The organism is Nitrospira sp. CR1.1 (genome assembly GCA_014055465.1).
Classification (GTDB): Bacteria; Nitrospirota; Nitrospiria; order Nitrospirales; family Nitrospiraceae; genus Nitrospira_A.
In genome coordinates this window covers 50,921-67,588 of the sequence record WIAF01000016.1, presented here as the reverse complement: position 1 = coordinate 67,588, position 16,668 = coordinate 50,921, and the positions used below count along the sequence as shown (strand labels likewise).

The window sequence follows — 16,668 nt, the reverse complement described above, 5'->3', positions numbered from 1 at the left end:
GCTGAGAATCCGTCGCGGGGCTTACAACCGCATCGGCCACCTGGCTGGATCAAACGTGCATCCTTATACCAATCTGGATTTCTGGAGTCAAGCCTTGAAAAGATCTTTTTAATATCGCAGAGTATTTCTTATGGAAAATTGGCTCAGCTTAAAACGACGAAGCCTCTTCAAACTCACTGGAATTGCGGCTGCCGCCGGCCTCACGGGTGGCTGCGACGGAGTCGGATCTTTTTTCGGCCGGATGTTTGCCGTACCCCCTCGCGAGACCAACTATTTCACGGAAAATAAAAAGTTCTACGTGGTGAACTATTCCGATTCGCCATTTAACGTCTCACGCGATCTCCGACAAGATGAATGGCGATTGTCGGTAAAGGGCGAAGTGAAGAAACCCCTGTCCCTGGATTGGCGAGGCTTATTAAACCGCGAAAATTTTGAGCAAATATCCACGCTCATGTGCATTGACACCTTGCCCGGAGGAGATAGCCTTGGCAACGCACGCTGGCGCGGGATTTCCTTAAAAAAACTACTTCGAGAAGCAGAAGTCGATGAAGAGACGACGCGAGATATCGTGCTGCGCGGCGCGGATGCCTACGACGACAGCATTCCGCTCGCACGTGCGATGCAGGACGACGTCATGCTCGCGTTCTTGATGAACGGCGAGAAATTACCGAAGGAGCACGGATTTCCGCTGCGCCTGTTGGTTCCGGGACTGTATGGCATCAAGAATGTGAAGTGGATCGTTGAAATTGAAGCCTACGCTGGAGATTATAAAGGCTACTGGCAGCGGAAGGGGTGGACCGATGATGGAACCATCAAGACATTTTCTCGCATCGATTCGCCGGGGCACTACCAAACATTGCGCGGCGCCGAACAGCGATTTCGCGGCATCGCATTTGGCGGACCGAACTCCATCAGCCGGGTGGAAATCAGCCTGGATGCCGCACGAACCTGGGACTCCTGCGAAATTGAAACACCCATGTCACCCTATTCATGGGTCATCTGGAATTATACGTGGCGTCCACAAAAACGCGGCAAGTATCAGGTTGCCGTCCGTGCCGTCGACAGCAAGGGCCAACTACAAATTGCTGAATTGATCCGGCCACAACCGGCCGGCTCGAGTGGATTACACACGATTATTGCGGATGTGGACAGCCTGTAACTGAGAAGCAGTGCGCCTGCGTAGTTTCCCGATCTCTGGCAAATCCGAATCCGGACATCACAGGCCTCACCGCGCAAACGATAGTCCAAGACCTGGGCGGCCGTGGAAAAAGTTTTCCGTAAGACGCCCGCCCCTGCCGAACATGAGCGGTGGCTCGCAAAGATCGTATTCAAGCAAATGCGTACCGAACGCTCCCTCCTGAGCCATCACGATGTCCCGATACCGGTCAACCACGACAAGCGCCGCTCTCGTGAGGATACTGGTTTCTCCCACCTGAGCACCGACGATAATTGGGATACCCAGCGCCTTGGCTTGTGCCGCCACTGTGAGTGCCCGCAGAAGCCCGCCCATCTTTGACACACGGATATTCACGATCCACAACGAGGGTTCGCCTTGAATCATCGAGAACTGCCCACCCTTCATAAAACTCTCGTCCAGAATAATCGGCAAGCCACATTGCTGGGAAAGCGTCCGACATCCCTCGAAGTCGCCTACCCGCAACGGCTCTTCCAGTGCCAGGAATGGGCCATTTAACCGCTGAATATACGCACAAGCTTCACCCACCTGTTGCCAGCGATTATTGGCATCAAGGCGCACGCGGAGGCTCGGCGTACCCGCAGCCTTGAGCCGCTCGACTCGCTGCAGGTCAGCCTGCGCATCCCCTGTGACCTTCAACTTGAAGTCGGCAAACCCTACGGCCAGATACTGATGCAGTTGTTTTTCGAACGAGGGCAAATTCTCCGCGCCCAATACCGCCGAGTATTGAAAGGGCCCGGGGAACCGGCTCCCGCCAAGTATCACCTCGATGGGCTGTTCCGCCTCTTTCCCCAACAGATCCAGCCAGGCGATCTCAACGGCACACCAGGCTGCCGGGTTTCGATCGATCAGATCGGCGTGCGCGGTCACCCACGCCCGAAGATCATCGACCGTAGAAAACTGCAACCATTCGATCTGATGCTGACAGAAAAACTCTTGCGCACCAGCCACGGTTTCCCCTGTGACATAATGCCGCGGACAGCCCTCCCCTATCCCAACCAGCCCACGAGAAGACTCGGCCCTGACAAGCACCGCTTCGGTCTTGATCCGTGCAGCCGAAGCATGCGTAAAGGCCTGCCGAAAAGGGATTTCCAACGATGTCATGGTTAAGCTACGGAGCTGCATCACACCATCATCTCCCGTGTCCCTCGAAATCGAACGTACATTCATGGGCATATTGCAACCGGATGAGCTTAAACTGCGCCTCTCGCTGCCCCTTGTTCACGCAATGTTGCCGATAGGCTTCCCCGGCGCCCAGGTGCAAATGGAGCACACGAAGCGGCTGCAGTCGCCCGCTCGCCCGCTTCGCCTTGAATTCAATATTCAACGACGATAGTCGCTCCTCCAGGGAAGGCCCTAAATCAACTGGTGGTGAGGCATGTTCCACACACAGGGTGTAGCGCACATTCTCGACATCGGCCAACATGACGAAAAAATCCGACATCACTCCCCGCGCCTTCAGAACCTGCTCCACCGCCTCGATGGCCTGATGCTCATAGAGCTTTTCCCCCGTGATATTCGTAACCCCCTTCCCTTTTTGCACAAAACGGATCGTGGGCGTTCGATTGAACGACCCCGTCACCTCAACGAGGTCGTTCATCGCATACCGGTACAGACCGTTTGGCGTCGTGACGATCACCGCATACTTGCGCCCCTCTTGAATCTGATGGAGCAAGACTGGTTCAGAGCCTGACGCTTCGTCACCGACCTCCATAAACTCGAACAGATTCTCATGCAGGGTCGGCACGCATCGGTTGTTCAGCACGTCTACATTCACCGTCCCCAAACACTCGCTGGAGAGATAACCCATTTCAATGATTCTGGCCGGTTGCGGCAAGAGCGATCGCAGCTTAGAAAGCAACACACCACAGTTTCCACCCGTCCAAGTCACCACCGCCTGCAAGTTCGGCCAGAGAGTCGCACAATCGAGACGTGCCTCCTGCCCAACGAGTGTCCGAAGCCACGACAAGCGCGCGGAACTTACGGAAGGCTGCGTGGATCGCAGCAGAAAACCCGGCCGCGGCCTGCCAGACAAGGCCTCCAGCAATGTCGCGTACTCCGAGCGAATCACCTCCAGCAACTTCAAAATCGTCGATGGATTGGGCGTGGCCAGCACGGAAAGAAACGGATCCGCCAAGGCTCTGACTGCAATGCTGAGATAGCGCTGCCGATAATCCTCCCCCGTCGGAGCCCCGTCTCGAAGCAGGCTTTTTCTCCGAATAGCAGCAGGCAAACAATCGAACATCAATCCTGACATCGAGCCGAACGGCGTGCCACCCGGCAAGTGGCCTTCGATGGTTTGTCCGTTGATCACCAGCACACTTCCTTGATAAATGGCCGGTACCCCCTGCCATTGCGCATAGGCAAACAGCCGTTGATAGCGACGAATCGCACCGACGGTTTCCTTGAGGATCGGGATGTGCTTCGGCACCCCCGTCGTCCCGCTGGTTTGAGTAAAGAGGATAGGCTGGCCGGTGGTGAGAAGCGGCTCCCTGTTCTTCTCCTGCGCCTCAATGGCAGGCCGCAGGTCTTCATACGTACACACCGGCACCTCTCGGGCAAACTCCTCGTAGGTACGCAACGTGCCAAACCGATGCGTAAGCCCGAACGCCGCGCCTGCCTGTCGGGTCAGAATATCCCGAAGAACAGCCTGCTGAGTCAGTTCCGGGCAATAGGTCTGGGCAATAAACGGATTCCAATCGCGATACTTCGCGAGGGTCAGTGACAGCGACAAGGCAGGATCATTGAGGAATCTGAACATCCCGGCGCTCATAGGGTCTGCTTATCAAGGCCAGGAGTGAAGGGCGCACTCATCTGTGCCACGAAGCCGCCCGGGTACCGCCGGTTCACTAATCCCAGCGTTTCGACTTCCCGGTTCGGCGGCAGGTAACGGGACCCGAAGACGACATCCCAAACAATCAGATGATTGCCGTAATTATGATTCGACTCCTCTTTGAGCCTGGAGTGGTGCCATCGGTGTAGTTCCGGCCCGCTGACCACATAGTTCAGCCATCCCAGCCGTACATCCACGTTGGAATGTTGAAAAAACCCGTTCACGGCATACCACACAAAGTACAGACTCAACACATCCTCCTGAACACTGAGCGCGATGAACGGCAGCGCATCCAATACGAATTGAAGACTCTTATCGACGGGATGAAACCGGCCTACGTTGAGCGTGTAGAGCCTCTGCGGGGAATGATGCACCGCATGAAAGCGCCAGAGGCGCTCCCACTCATGACTGATGCGATGCAGCCAATACCGCATGGCGTCGACCGTCAGCACCATCAACACCGTCTGGGCCGGCACCGGCCAGCCTTTGGGCCACCACGAAGAGAGGCCCCAACCCCGTCCGTCAAAGACTTCAAAGATCACGAATGCCGACGCCATGGCCAACGCCTTCGGCAGAACAACATGTACAAGCGCCAGGAACGTTGAATCCTGAAGGACCTCAGTCCGCGAGGGTCGCCAGCCGGATCGATACGGCAACCTACCCTCAAGCGCCATGACCACCAACGTCCCCAGGGTAACCGGCACATAGGTAGCCAGTAGGACTCCCGCTCCCTGCCGGAGCAGCGCCATGTTGCCGATCATGCAGGCCAGCAACAGCGCGGGATACGCCCCATATCGAAGCAGCGTGATCACGCAGGATCTCCCGGTGGAACAGCGACCGACTCTCCGCCTCTTGCCGAATGAAAGAAGCCGCAGACGACCACGAATCCGGCCAACACCAGATGAAACAGCGCCGGAACGATGGCGCCAAACCAATAGTGATCCGGAGCCATGGTGAGCCCGATCAACAGCCGTAGCCCCATTGCGATGAAATAAATCCAACCAAAGATCAGAAGGAGCCGCCCCTTCTTGCCAGAAGGAACAACGGTTCCGGACAGAAAACTCCACACCACACGAGCGCAGGCGATGAGAATGATGATCTGGAATACAACCAGCAGCGGATACGGGATGGCCCCGCTCTGCCAGATTTCAAATGATGGAAGAGCGGTAACCGGCGAGAACGCTTGAACAAGCTGCGCCACCACACGGAAGAGAAACAGGAGCAACAGTCCTAGAAGCAACCAACCATAGGGCCGAGAGCCGCGCCGACAGGAACTTGTATCAGCCATAGCCCCCTTATTCTATGTCGCATCCAAGTGCAGACAAGAAAAAAGGGATTCTTCAAGTATTCAACGGGCGACTTCGGATGAGTCGGAAGGAGTTCGGACCATGGCGGGAACGTTTAGATTATTGGCGGAAAGCGGGTGCGGCGGACATCATCCTCTACCGACCTCCCCCATCCGCGCGGACACTGGAAAAAGTAGCGGCAAACAATTCCACCATGGCTCGCACGCCTTTTCGGACCGCGTCGGACACTTCATCCTTCGGTCCATATCCGAGAATCGCCTGGTTCCACAAGCTCCCGGGTATCTTCTGCGCCGTATAGGAACCCGCATTGCAATCCACATGATAGGCAGCGATATACTGGTCACCCACCGTCCACACTTCGCAGGTAAAAAAACCCAGTTGATTGAGTCGTTCGGACGCATCGGAAGACGGACCGCTTGATCCTTCAAGAGCAATTCCCGGCACCTTGTTCAGAAGTGTCACCCTGGTCACATCGGTTAATTCAGCCGCGCTGATACCGAGCTTCTCAGCCGTTCCTTGCGTCTGCACCTCGACCGCGACAAACTTTTTGATGTGCCGCATGTCGGCGAGGGCAACGGACTCCGGATTCGCACCCAGCACCGGCGTTGAAGGCAAGAGGCCGATACCCAGCAGCAGAAGAACGGACCAACGACCCCTCACACTCGCACAATCCCGCATGATCAATCCCCCCATCCGCCAGAGCGATTCAACCGGTCAAGCTCCCGGTTCACTCGCCTGATATACCTCAGCTCGGCTCTCCATATCCAGTTCGCCGCTCGGATCGGTCCCAATACGCAGTGGGAAGACTACGCAGGACGGATCCGGAAACCGCTCCAGGTTTCACAAGCCCGGGTCAGTACCGAATGGTTCCGGGCATGGCGTCATACTCGCGAAACACGCGCCGAGCCTCCTCCGCCAGCACCTGTGCCTCGGGAATCTCGCGTTGGTGCGGGGAGCAGGTCAACTGTCGGTAAAAGACCTCATCGTCAAAGCCGATCGCAGCCGTATCCTTGACGCTGTTCCCATAAAACACACGATCGAGACGCGCCCAATAGGTCGCGCCCAAACACATCGGGCACGGTTGAGCGCTGGCGTAGAGGTCACAACCTGTGAGAGTGAATGAGCCCAATGACCGGGCTGCGGCGCGTATCGCCTCCATCTCGGCATGAGCCGTGGGGTCCTTGGCGCCTACCACACGATTCCACCCTTCTCCGACGATCCTTCCCCCCATCGCGATAACCGCCCCGAAGGGACCGCCGTCTCCAGCCCTCATCCCGTGGCGACTCAATTCGATGGCTCTCCGCATCATCTGCTCAGTCAATTCCTGGTTGAACGACCGCTCCTGCCTACGCCGGTCTGCCGCCAGGCCGTCTTCATCGAACATGGCTTCTCCTATCCTATGACAATCATGGTAACCACGGTCAGCTCCTTGATGAGCCATCAGCAGGCACATAGGCTCTCACGTCGTCTCAGTGCGCGACTGCCTGCCCCTTACCCGTGACCGCTCATCACGTCCCGCTTCGTTGAAATCTCATAGGTTGACCCTTCGGCCCTCAGTGCCCATGTTTGCTCTTATGAACCGGCAAGTTCCGCCATTTCCTGCGCGGTAAGATCCCGCCAGTGACCGGGCTGGAGATCTCCCACGGTAATCGGTCCGATCGCCACACGCACAAGCCGTAACGTCGGATGACCGACCACAGCCGTCATGCGCCTGACCTGCCGGTTCATCCCTTCACGCAACGTGAGTTCCAGCCACGCGGTCGGCACATGCTTGCGGAATCGAATCGGAACAGGCCGATCAGGTAGACAGGGAGGAGCGGGCAGCAACCGGGCTCGCGCGGGCCGCGTGCGGGTTCCGGCAATCACCACCCCATTCTCCAGCTGCGCCAAGGCAGCGGGGCCAGGCACGCGCTCAACCTGCACCACGTAGATTTTGGGAAGATGGTGTCGAGGATCGGTAATGTGATGGGCCAAGCGGCCGTCTGAAGTCAATAACAGTAACCCTTCGCTGTCCAAGTCCAATCGACCCGCGGGGTAGACGTCGGGCACATCCACATACGCGCTCAACGTAGGCCGCCCCTCAGGATCGGTAAAACAGGGCAACACGCCGTAGGGTTTGTACAAGGCAAGGGCTCGACCGACGCGGGACAGGGTCATGCCCATGGATGATCCACCTGCCCGTCACGACTGATTCGCGGCCATGGCACAGGGTGTGGGGAAAGGAAAGGCACAGCACGGCGCGTGACTGGGGAGAGATACTGACGCGATGCTTCAATCCTCGAACTAATCGAGTCGCCTAAACCGGGCCGCATATTCCTCGGGAGGGACCGAAGTGCTCCAAAACGCAGACTTGCTCTGGTTGAGGATTCGGGTTTTGACGAGCAGGCTCCCGTCTCCCTCCACGGTCAATTCCTGGGCGAATTCGGAAATATTGCGAAGCGGTTCTTCGGCCACGCCGCCCTCCGCGCGGGTTCGATGAATCCGGATCCGGTTGTGCTCACACACCACCCGGTCCTCCGGCTGCAAATCCAACTGATGGGCGGTAATGGCGCCATCATAGCGGTTGACCAGCTCCAGCGTGTCGTCATGCACCAATTCTACGCGTACGGACTCCTGCGTCAGATCCGCGGGCGCGGCCACGCCCAACATCGCATTCAGCGTGAGTTTATTATCCCGGTTCCGATAAAAACTCATCGACCCGGGGAGAGCCTCTCCTTGCAGTTCATACATTCCACCGATCTTGGGACATTCCGGCCAGGCGAGGCTGGGCTTCAAGGTAGGCGGCAGAGTCGTAACCGGCGCCGGCCGGCATCCGGACAGACTCAATAGGACAATCAACGCCACTGAGAACCGCGGCATCAGCTTCGAATTCCGGTGACGATCGATAGAGAGACGCGACAACATGATTTCAGTCTAGCGAAGCGCTCCCAGGCCTGTCTAGTCAGAAGATGGCAGAACGGGAGGCTGTTCCGAATTGTCCACATTCAAGCGTTACACTCAGACAGCAACATCCGTGCACTGCCGCTTATGCCTTGATGAACGGCCGCAAATGTGGTTCCATCGGCTGGGGCATCTCCTGATTCCCCTACAATCGTCCGTCCTCAGTCGCAACCAAGGAGTCCAACCATGCGATGGCAAGGCCAGCGGGAGAGTCAGAACATCGAGGATCGTCGAGGCATGGGTGCGGCTCGTTCAGGCGCGGGCATAGGGTTGGGCGGGCTCGTGTTAGTCCTGGCCGTCAGCTTTCTCACGGGGACCAATCCACTCTCCCTCCTCAATCTCCTCACCGGCGTGCAGGAGATCACCGGTCCGGCTGAACCAGACCGCCAGGGACCAACCGGTGCGCCAAGCGACAGCCTGGGGAAGTTCGCCTCCGTAGTCCTGGCCGATACGGAAGACACCTGGCGCGCGCTGCTCCCGCAAATGGGCAGCGCCTATGAAGACCCGCAGCTGGTGCTCTTCACGGGGGCCGTGCGGTCCGCCTGCGGGACCGCCTCCGCCGCCGTGGGCCCCTTCTACTGTCCCGGCGATCACAAGGTCTATCTGGATCTCTCGTTTTTTCAGGAATTGGCCCGGCGGCTCGGTGCGCCGGGCGACTTTGCCCAGGCCTATGTGATCGCACATGAGATCGGACACCATGTTCAGAATCTGCTCGGCATCGCCGGCCAGGTGACTCGTGCGCAACAACGCAGCTCCCCTGCTGAACGCAATGCACTGTCTGTCCGGATGGAATTACAAGCCGATTGTTTTGCGGGTGTGTGGGGATACCATGCCAGACAGAATCGCCAGCTCATCGAACCCGGCGATTTTGAGGACGGGCTGCACGCCGCCGCGGCTATTGGCGACGATCGCCTTCAGCAAATGGGGCAAGGTCACGTGCAACCGGAGAGCTGGACGCACGGATCATCCGAGCAACGGGTGGCATGGCTCCGGCGCGGTCTCCAGTCAGGCGATCCTCAGGTATGCGATACCTTTGCAGGCGGGCGATCCTAGGGGAATGCGAGGCGCTGGCCGTTCGCGAGCCATCGATACCCTGGCACGCCTGCGGGAAGGCGCCAGCGGCTGCTGCCACCGCCGCGGTCTATCGGGAAATTCCGGAATACTTACCCGCGAGGGAACTAAAATCCGATACTGATGCCACCGCCACTGCGGCTGCCGCCGCCGAATCCAACACCACCGAATACGTTCCACCAGGGACCAGACACCGGATGCTCATCTGCCCGTTTGGCATCCCACCGATGAAGATGCTTCACGTCCAGCGTGGGAAAACGATAGTCTGCCTCATCCATTTTTTCGATTGAGCTTCCCGTGACTTCTCCAATAATCGTCACCCTGGCGCCTTCAGCAATCGTGGCTGGATCGAGAAACTCCTTCTGTAAAGCAAGAAACCGGCCTTTGGATTCCATCCGATTGGTGACGGGTTCCTGATCGCCATCCAGAGGCAGCTGCAACACTTCCAGCTGTGTTCCACCTTTCAACGCCTTGGCCCTCAGGACTTCTCCTCCGACAACGATCACCTTCCCGCGATGTGAATCCGGTGCTTCCACGATCTCACTGAACGTAACCGTCTTATCAACCTGCGGTTGGAGTGCCTCTGGAACGACCGGCGTCGCACAACCGGCAAACACGACCACCATTCCAATGATCACCCTCTGAAAACAGCGCTTCATCATAAAGTCAGTATAGCCCGCCTCGATCGGCGATGCTATCACACAGGGCCGAAACCCGATTTCTTCCTGCCTCGCCACTGGTTTATACTGCACAGACCTGACGGCATCTACACGAAAGGAACGGTTTGTATGTCACGCTTCCCGCTTCGTTACGCCAACCAACTCACGCGTTACACAGTCCTGACGATCGCATCCATCTCATTCCTTACAGGTCTTTTCACCACCCAGGCCTCGGCGTTTGATGCTACGGCACTGGATCGCGCCAAACTGGCGACCATCGGAGTTCTTGAAGATACGCAAGATCAGCGCACGCCGGACAAACCGGGCAAGATTCTGGTGCGCGGCACCGGCTTTCACCTGCGCGACGGCTACATCGTCACCGCCCGCCATGCGGCTGAAAAACAGGACGTGACGACTGGAACCGTTATCCAGAAACAAATCCATGTGTTGACGACCGACCTCCACGAGATTCCTGCGGATCTCGTCGGTGATAGCGCCTTCATGGACGTCGTCGTCTACCGCGTTGCCGAAGCGCATCGTGCCAAGCTCCTCGCCACCGTCTCATTCGCTCCCGGTGAGGTGCAGCCAGGCCAGGACGTGTTCACTGTCGGGTATCCCATGGGCTGGGGGCCGACCATGTCGTTCGGTCACCTGGGCAATACCAACACATTCCTCCAGACGGTTGATACCCGCCTGATTCAAGCAGATGTCGCTGCTTGCAGCGGCAACTCCGGCGGGGGACTCTTCAACAGCAAAGGTGAGGTCGTGGGTATCATGCATGCCATCATACAAACGGAACGCGACGATTCCACTGCCCATTGCAGTCGCATGGCGTTTGCGATTCCGGCGCTCCTGGCTGAACGCATCGTCACGGCCGCCCTGGACGGCAAACCGCTCACCTTCTCCAAAATGGGCATTCATATGGTCGCAGTCAAGGACGGCACCCGGTGGCGCATGGCGGTAAAAGACGTCATGGAACCTGCCAAGGCCGCCGGCATTCAGAAGCACGACATCATTATCGCCGTGGACGACACCGACATTCAGGACGCCGCGCACTTGAAGAACTACTTGATCGAACGGACCAAGCCCGGCCAACAAGTGAGCGTGAAGGTCCGCCGCATCGACACCAATCTGACGTTTACGGTGACGTTGGGTGGCGGGTAGCCAGATCTTAGACGGGATACCCAGATAGCATGCGGTACCGACCGTCGGCCTAAGCGAACACGATGGGCTGTCGAAGAAGGGGCTCTTGTAGTCGTCGGTGAGCAGATCAGAGTTCTCGGCTGGGAAATCCTGCCCCTCCAAGGAGGTCACGCGATTGGTCTCAGGCAGAATTTTGTGCGGATGATGCGTAGCGAGCAACCGAACGGGGCTTCGTCCTCTGTCCCGCTCCCGCATAGTCGCAGCAGGGCTCACATCGCTCTGGATTCGCTTCCATCGGCTTTGGCATACATGTCTTCGAATTGCTGAAGACGTCACCTACAGCGAGCGCTATCAGGACTTTTCAAGGAAACTCGCCTTCAATTTTTGAAACCATCCGCTTCCCCATACCTTGAGTTGCTGGACATACGCGACTTTTTCGGGATACCTATTGATATATCCAACAAACCAATCACTTTCTCGCCAACTTGCAACCGGAGGCGTCGAGATTCCCTCTTCCTCTGGATTGAAGTAATAGATCGCGTTGAGATAGCCATTCTTATCGGCCAACCGAAAGTGAGCCGAAACGAGGGTGTGCGGAAGCTGCACGTGACGTATCGCCAAATCACCTATTGCCGCACGCAACAAAGGATGCTCAGCCGACTGGTGCCAGGCCTTCACATCGTTATGATTGATCGACCAACATTCTTGGAAACCAAACTCTTCATTCGACCGAGTCTCAATATGCACAAGATTCTTCCGCAGACAGTGACCGTACTGACGATAGCCGGTCCCAACTTTTCTCGTCGATTCGGTGCCAATGAATACCACCGCCCCTGCCAACTGCTGCCCCACGATATGCGCAAGAAAGATCGCATCTGCACCATCCCCTCCGACTCCAGCCATGGTATAGGCCGACACAACCCATTCGCCGCTGGGTAACGGCATTTGCCGTCCCTTGAACGGGACCGTACCTGAATAGGTTCGTCCCACCATTCTCCCAGCCACACTCATACCAGCTGGAGATGGCGATACCAGTGAAGCATTAGGCATCACGGGGACAATCACTTGCTCGGAAGTTTGTTTCAAACTTGAGCCTGCTCCACCTGCAAACATCTTCTGAGGAGGATCTCTTTCGCTATGAACATGGTCATAGCGAACATATCCTTCAGGTAATGAAAACATGAACTGCGACCGTCCGAAGTTGGCCACCCACGAATCAGACTCTCCACTCGCTCCAAGGGACGGAGAAGCCACAGTCACAAACGGGACATACTCCTTTCCCACATCAAGTCGAAGGCCTGAGCCTCGCTCCGGAGGACCTGATACCCAATCCCCGTTTACATGAAAGTAGAACTGCCCCTTATCGAGATCGACAGCGAACCCTATGAGATCACCATCTTTAAAGCTTTTCTGTTGGCCCCATCCGATCGCCTGAACCTGCATACTCACCCTTTCGCGAGCAGTTGTGACTTCTGCGCCAACCTGAACAATTCCGGCGTTGGTCCATGTCCCGGGATAGGCTGCGCCAACGGCTGTTTGGAGGCGCACCTCATAATAATATTTTCCAGCTGCGTAGGATTGCGACGCTCGAAACGTGGACATCGCCCCGGCGCAACAGTAGGTGGCGGTCAATCCATCTCCCTTGATGGTCCCACCTAAGCTGGAACGAAATATGACAGAGGCCGTCTGAGGCTCGGAAGGATTCGCAGGTGAATGGGCATCAGCGGCAATCTGCGTCAGGGGGCCGTTAGACTTAGGCACCGGCACGGTGGCTTGTTCTCGATCAGGACCAAGAGAACGTGCCTCGGGCGCTTTGACAGGTGGAACAGTATAGTGAGCAGTTGTTTCTGCGTGCTGTATGGTTCGACGAGTTGCCGGCAGGGAAAACAAAACGAGTAATGCCGTACAGAAGACCCCTCCATAGGCAGAAAGACGCCACAGCGCCGCTCGCTTCCACAATGCATGAGAGGCGCCCAAGTATGACTGCCGATTGCTCCTCACAGAGAAAGGCATCTGACTCGTGGAGGAGGTGCGGCCTGCCATCATTACGCCGCGTGCTGTTTGGACGGCACCGCCACCACCGCACCATTTCGTTCAACCAGGCTTATACAAGTCACGCCCTTCTGACGAGCGCTAATCAAGGAGTCGGCAATCATTTCCTCGAGGGCGCGAACAAGGTCCCGCGACGACCCCGCAGCCCCCAATTTTCCGTGCCGCTTCATCAGATCCAGGAGCACGGTCGGATCAATTCCTCTCTCCGCTACTTTTAGGCCATATCCCTGTATCATGCGCTCGATTTCCAATGCACCCACCCGAGCTACGTCAAGACCGGAGATGGGTTTAAAGACGAAGATTCGGTCGATCCGGTTCAATACCTCCGGCGCAAACCCTGCTTCTCGCAGAGCATGCGTCGCCACGCGACGCAGTTCGTCCGAATCATGCTCGAACTGAGCCGACAACTCCTGCAGCGATTCGGTCGCCGCATTGGTGGTCAATAGAAAAATTGATAATGTCGTCGGAATCTGCTTCCCGTCAGACGCTTCCGTAATAAATCCATCGTTCCATGCCGTAAGGAAATTCTTGTGAACCTCCGGATGCGCCTTTTCAAACTCATCCAGGAGTACGACGGTGTCGGGCACATCGCGCAAGGCCGCGGTCAATCGCCCATAAGAATCGGAACCAACATAACCCTTTGTCGAGCCGAACAATTGCGTCGATGCCGCACTGCCACGAGAAAACTGGCTCATGTCGAGATGGAGCAGCTTGCGCCCTAACTCGGCGGCCAGTCGTTTTCCCAAATAGGTTTTCCCTGTTCCTGGAGGTCCGGCGAGCAGAAACACCCCGACGGGCTTCCCGCGTTGCTTCAATGCCGATCGCCGCCTGATCTGCGCCGCAAGATCCTCACAGACCTGATCCTGTCCGATGATCGCCTGCTTCAGCGACCGGCCAAGCCGCTTCGCATCGATAAATGTCGGCTCGACCTCTTCTGCAAGTTTCTGTTGTAGCGTCTCCTTATTGGTCAGACGATCGAGAATATCCATCAGTCGTTTCCTTGTTAGCAGAGATGGTGGTAATCGCCCGGCCTCATGAAAAATTCCCAGCAGGAACAAACCCCAAAAGGCAACGGCCGATGCAAACAGATACCAGACATGCGCTTCAAGATAGCCGCTTCCCGTCGCGAAGGCCTGCTTAATTGTGACCGGAGACGGACCGAACTGGGCCCACAGCTGAAAGACCGCCGCCACCAGCATGAAAAAGAACATGAGCGGCACGTAGCGATTGAGAATGGAGAGGACACGTTGCATCGATGGTCCTAAGGAATGCTGACGGGAATTCCGATTACTTGCCCCTCGCTCATAATAGGTAACGCCACCGGGCTTGTGCCAGACGCGACTCCCACCGTAATTCCTCCACCGCCATCCCGTATTCCGGCAATATTCACGACTCCGCGTTGCGGAACCGGAACGGCGAAGGTGACCGGCGACTTGGACAACGTGATCGTGCGGGAGTAGCCTTCACTGTCGAGACGGACCATATCCGAATCCATCGCGTCGGTGTCCCACAACGTGATCCATGCGAGGGGGATTGTCTGGGCGTCTTCCTGAACCAGCTGCTTCGGCATCATGGCCGGTGGCGGTCCTGCTTCCGATTCCGACTTAGGAATATGGGACGGCATGACTTGCTCCATCAAGCGATCTTGCTCTGCGGGTGGAAGGTTCAGAGACCTGAGCGCATCCTGTAGCTCCGTAAGAGCCACGCGTGTCAACTGGATCGGCCCTAGTGCTAAAAATGTTCGGCGGCGTTCGGCTGACTGTTGTTCGTTGACCTGATCAACCTCCGTGCCTGGGAAAATTCCAACGAGTCCCGTAAACCGCTCGACCCCCAATCCCACCACTGCCAGTAGACCAAGTGTAATGGCGAATAAGCCCATCCGCGACATCCGGTCGCCGCGACCTTCAAGAAGAGGCTTCGGGACATCTTCCTGAACCAAGTTCCTCTCAGTGGACTGCATGACAAAACTATACAACAGCCAGAAAGACCGCCCTAGGAGAAAGCAGTTTTGGACTGGATTTATCAGGAAGATTAAGAACGATATTCGTCCCTGAATGGCTTTGAATGCCTAGACCCGCACACGAGATCTTTGCTGGCAAGAACCGACTCACTAAGCGCGCAGAGTGGCAATTCTACGTTCGCACGCCTAAGGGAGAACTTGGAGTGTTTTCTTATCCTGGCAGCGCTTGATACCAGCCGTTGGCTCTCACCAGCGTCACTGGCTGGTCGAAGAGCCGGCTGAGATTCACATCCGTGAGCAGATTTGCTTTGGCACCATCGGCGACGACTTCGCCATCTTTGAGCAGAACCACGCGTTCGATCTCCGGTGGAATTTCGTGCAAATGATGCGTCACCAGCAAAATCGTTTTCCCTTTGCGGATCTGCGCGCGAAGAAGGTCGAGATATTGAACGCAGGCCTTCAGGTCGAGCCCGCTCGTCGGCTCATCCAGCACGAGCACAGACGGATCATGCACGAGAGCACGCCCCAACAAGAACCGCCGTTGCTCGCCTGTCGAAAGATGGCCAAAGGTGCGGCCGGCTAAGTGATCAATCCGTAATTCTCGCATCACTTCTTGCGCACGAGCAATCTGATCACGGCTGAAAGTCTGGTGTTCATAGGTATCGTTGCTGGCATAGAAGCCGGACAGAATGACATTCATGCCTTCGGCACAGATCAGGTAGTCCCGCTGCAAGTCGTGAGACACCATCCCCAACTGCTTCCGCACATCCCAGACGTTCCAACGCTCCTGACCGAATAGATTGACCTTGGTGCCATCCAGTGCCAGGGGATGAACCTCGCCGGATAACAGCTTCAGAAGCGTCGACTTCCCGGCTCCATTGGGCCCCACAATCGCCGCATGCTCCCCTTCATGAAGAGCGAAGGAGAGATCGGAAAAAACGCGGGTCTCTCCTCGATAGACAGTCGCATGTTGAATATCGAGAATAGGGCGGGAGGTGACCGTAGGTCGAAGATTCTTAGGCGGAGCGGGAACAGATGTCGCAACCGGATGTGTAATCGGCTTTCCAGCACGACGCGATTGCTCAAGTCCGGCACGAGCCAATGCGTCTACACGTTCATTGTCCACATGGCCGTTGTGTCCTCTGACCCAATGCCACTCAATGGTATGGCCGGAAGCCAGTGCGTCCAGACGCCGCCATAAATCTTCATTCTTGACCGGCTCCTTACCGGCGGTTTTCCAGCCCCGGCGCTTCCAGCTGTGGATCCATTCGCTGATGCCCTTTTGTACATACTGAGAATCTGTGTAGACGCGGGCTTTCACCGGTTGCGTGAACCACTGCAACGCCTCTATCACCGCGAGCAACTCCATGCGATTGTTGGTCGTTGCCGGCTCGCCGCCACAGAGTTCCGTTTCCTCTCCGTCAATGCGCAGCAACACCCCCCAGCCTCCTGGACCAGGGTTTCCACTGCAGGCGCCATCTGTATAGATTTCGATCACTCAGCTTCTT

16 protein-coding genes and 1 pseudogene are annotated in these 16,668 nt (G+C 56.9%); 3 read left to right on the top strand and 14 right to left on the bottom strand.

What is annotated here, in order from left to right:
* The first annotated feature begins 130 nt into the window (after window positions 1–130).
* A complete protein-coding gene (locus GDA65_19420; GenBank protein ID MBA5864856.1) occupies window positions 131–1,159 on the top strand; it encodes a molybdopterin-dependent oxidoreductase in 1,029 nt (342 codons plus the stop codon).
* Between the two features lie 66 nt (window positions 1,160–1,225).
* On the opposite strand, the gene GDA65_19415 is transcribed toward GDA65_19420, so the two are convergent.
* The 8 genes from GDA65_19415 to GDA65_19380 all read right to left on the bottom strand — a co-directional run bounded on the left by GDA65_19415 (window position 1,226) and on the right by GDA65_19380 (window position 8,194).
* Complete coding sequence (locus GDA65_19415; GenBank protein MBA5864855.1) at window positions 1,226–2,371, bottom strand: hypothetical protein; 1,146 nt, start codon at window positions 2,369–2,371, stop codon at window positions 1,226–1,228.
* Window positions 2,328–3,968: a hypothetical protein gene (locus tag GDA65_19410; protein ID MBA5864854.1), complete on the bottom strand. Its 1,641-nt coding sequence runs from the start codon at window positions 3,966–3,968 to the stop codon at window positions 2,328–2,330. The genes GDA65_19415 and GDA65_19410 overlap by 44 nt, the downstream gene beginning before the upstream one ends.
* Window positions 3,965–4,840 carry a hypothetical protein gene (locus GDA65_19405; GenBank protein MBA5864853.1) on the bottom strand — a complete coding sequence of 292 codons (876 nt, stop codon included), beginning with the start codon at window positions 4,838–4,840 and terminating at the stop codon, window positions 3,965–3,967. The genes GDA65_19410 and GDA65_19405 overlap by 4 nt, the downstream gene beginning before the upstream one ends.
* Window positions 4,837–5,316, bottom strand: a complete 480-nt coding sequence (locus tag GDA65_19400; GenBank protein ID MBA5864852.1) for a hypothetical protein — start codon at window positions 5,314–5,316, stop codon at window positions 4,837–4,839. Before GDA65_19400 ends, GDA65_19405 begins: the two co-directional genes overlap by 4 nt.
* A 154-nt stretch (window positions 5,317–5,470) precedes the next feature.
* On the bottom strand, window positions 5,471–5,995 hold the full coding sequence (locus GDA65_19395; protein MBA5864851.1) for a hypothetical protein: 525 nt from the start codon (window positions 5,993–5,995) through the stop codon (window positions 5,471–5,473).
* A 193-nt stretch (window positions 5,996–6,188) separates the two neighbouring features.
* Window positions 6,189–6,656 (bottom strand): nucleoside deaminase, encoded by a 468-nt coding sequence (locus GDA65_19390; GenBank protein ID MBA5864850.1) that lies wholly within the window; start codon window positions 6,654–6,656, stop codon window positions 6,189–6,191.
* Window positions 6,657–6,907: 251 nt separating this feature from the next.
* Entirely contained in the window at window positions 6,908–7,492 is a 585-nt protein-coding gene (locus tag GDA65_19385; protein MBA5864849.1) for a pseudouridine synthase, read from the bottom strand.
* Between the two features lie 126 nt (window positions 7,493–7,618).
* The gene (locus GDA65_19380; GenBank protein ID MBA5864848.1) at window positions 7,619–8,194 is read right to left on the bottom strand and encodes a hypothetical protein; all 576 of its coding nucleotides are present in this window, start codon (window positions 8,192–8,194) and stop codon (window positions 7,619–7,621) included.
* 267 nt (window positions 8,195–8,461) lie between these two features.
* Between GDA65_19380 and GDA65_19375 the strand changes: the two genes are divergently transcribed.
* The gene (locus tag GDA65_19375) at window positions 8,462–9,328 is read left to right on the top strand and encodes a flagellar biosynthesis protein FlgM (protein MBA5864847.1); all 867 of its coding nucleotides are present in this window, start codon (window positions 8,462–8,464) and stop codon (window positions 9,326–9,328) included.
* A 125-nt stretch (window positions 9,329–9,453) separates the two neighbouring features.
* Here GDA65_19375 and GDA65_19370 read toward each other — a convergent pair whose 3' ends face one another.
* On the bottom strand, window positions 9,454–10,098 hold the full coding sequence (locus GDA65_19370) for a hypothetical protein (GenBank protein ID MBA5864846.1): 645 nt from the start codon (window positions 10,096–10,098) through the stop codon (window positions 9,454–9,456).
* A gap of 36 nt (window positions 10,099–10,134) precedes the next feature.
* On the opposite strand from GDA65_19370, the gene GDA65_19365 reads away from it, so the two are divergent.
* Window positions 10,135–11,169, top strand: coding sequence for a PDZ domain-containing protein (locus GDA65_19365; protein ID MBA5864845.1), 1,035 nt, complete (start codon window positions 10,135–10,137; stop codon window positions 11,167–11,169).
* Window positions 11,170–11,499: 330 nt separating this feature from the next.
* On the opposite strand, the gene GDA65_19360 is transcribed toward GDA65_19365, so the two are convergent.
* From GDA65_19360 to rnhA, 5 genes and pseudogenes are all read right to left on the bottom strand, one after another.
* The gene (locus GDA65_19360; protein ID MBA5864844.1) at window positions 11,500–12,780 is read right to left on the bottom strand and encodes a hypothetical protein; all 1,281 of its coding nucleotides are present in this window, start codon (window positions 12,778–12,780) and stop codon (window positions 11,500–11,502) included.
* Between the two features lie 413 nt (window positions 12,781–13,193).
* On the bottom strand, window positions 13,194–14,453 hold the full coding sequence (locus tag GDA65_19355) for an AAA domain-containing protein (GenBank protein MBA5864843.1): 1,260 nt from the start codon (window positions 14,451–14,453) through the stop codon (window positions 13,194–13,196).
* 8 nt (window positions 14,454–14,461) lie between these two features.
* On the bottom strand, window positions 14,462–15,079 hold the full coding sequence (locus tag GDA65_19350) for a hypothetical protein (GenBank protein ID MBA5864842.1): 618 nt from the start codon (window positions 15,077–15,079) through the stop codon (window positions 14,462–14,464).
* Between the two features lie 292 nt (window positions 15,080–15,371).
* Complete coding sequence (locus tag GDA65_19345; protein ID MBA5864841.1) at window positions 15,372–16,217, bottom strand: ATP-binding cassette domain-containing protein; 846 nt, start codon at window positions 16,215–16,217, stop codon at window positions 15,372–15,374.
* A 6-nt stretch (window positions 16,218–16,223) separates the two neighbouring features.
* A pseudogene (gene rnhA, locus GDA65_19340) lies at window positions 16,224–16,658 on the bottom strand (ribonuclease HI).
* Window positions 16,659–16,668: the final 10 nt, after the last annotated feature.

Coding starts and splice junctions, on each gene's coding strand:
- GDA65_19350 (MBA5864842.1), bottom strand. CDS start 15,079: ATGGGCTTATTCGCCATTACACTTGGTCTACTGGCAGTGGTGGGATTG.
- GDA65_19415 (MBA5864855.1), bottom strand. CDS start 2,371: ATGCCCATGAATGTACGTTCGATTTCGAGGGACACGGGAGATGATGGT.
- GDA65_19375 (MBA5864847.1), top strand. CDS start 8,462: ATGCGATGGCAAGGCCAGCGGGAGAGTCAGAACATCGAGGATCGTCGA.
- GDA65_19410 (MBA5864854.1), bottom strand. CDS start 3,968: ATGAGCGCCGGGATGTTCAGATTCCTCAATGATCCTGCCTTGTCGCTG.
- GDA65_19380 (MBA5864848.1), bottom strand. CDS start 8,194: ATGCCGCGGTTCTCAGTGGCGTTGATTGTCCTATTGAGTCTGTCCGGA.
- GDA65_19355 (MBA5864843.1), bottom strand. CDS start 14,453: ATGCAACGTGTCCTCTCCATTCTCAATCGCTACGTGCCGCTCATGTTC.
- GDA65_19420 (MBA5864856.1), top strand. CDS start 131: ATGGAAAATTGGCTCAGCTTAAAACGACGAAGCCTCTTCAAACTCACT.
- GDA65_19400 (MBA5864852.1), bottom strand. CDS start 5,316: ATGGCTGATACAAGTTCCTGTCGGCGCGGCTCTCGGCCCTATGGTTGG.
- GDA65_19385 (MBA5864849.1), bottom strand. CDS start 7,492: ATGACCCTGTCCCGCGTCGGTCGAGCCCTTGCCTTGTACAAACCCTAC.
- GDA65_19365 (MBA5864845.1), top strand. CDS start 10,135: ATGTCACGCTTCCCGCTTCGTTACGCCAACCAACTCACGCGTTACACA.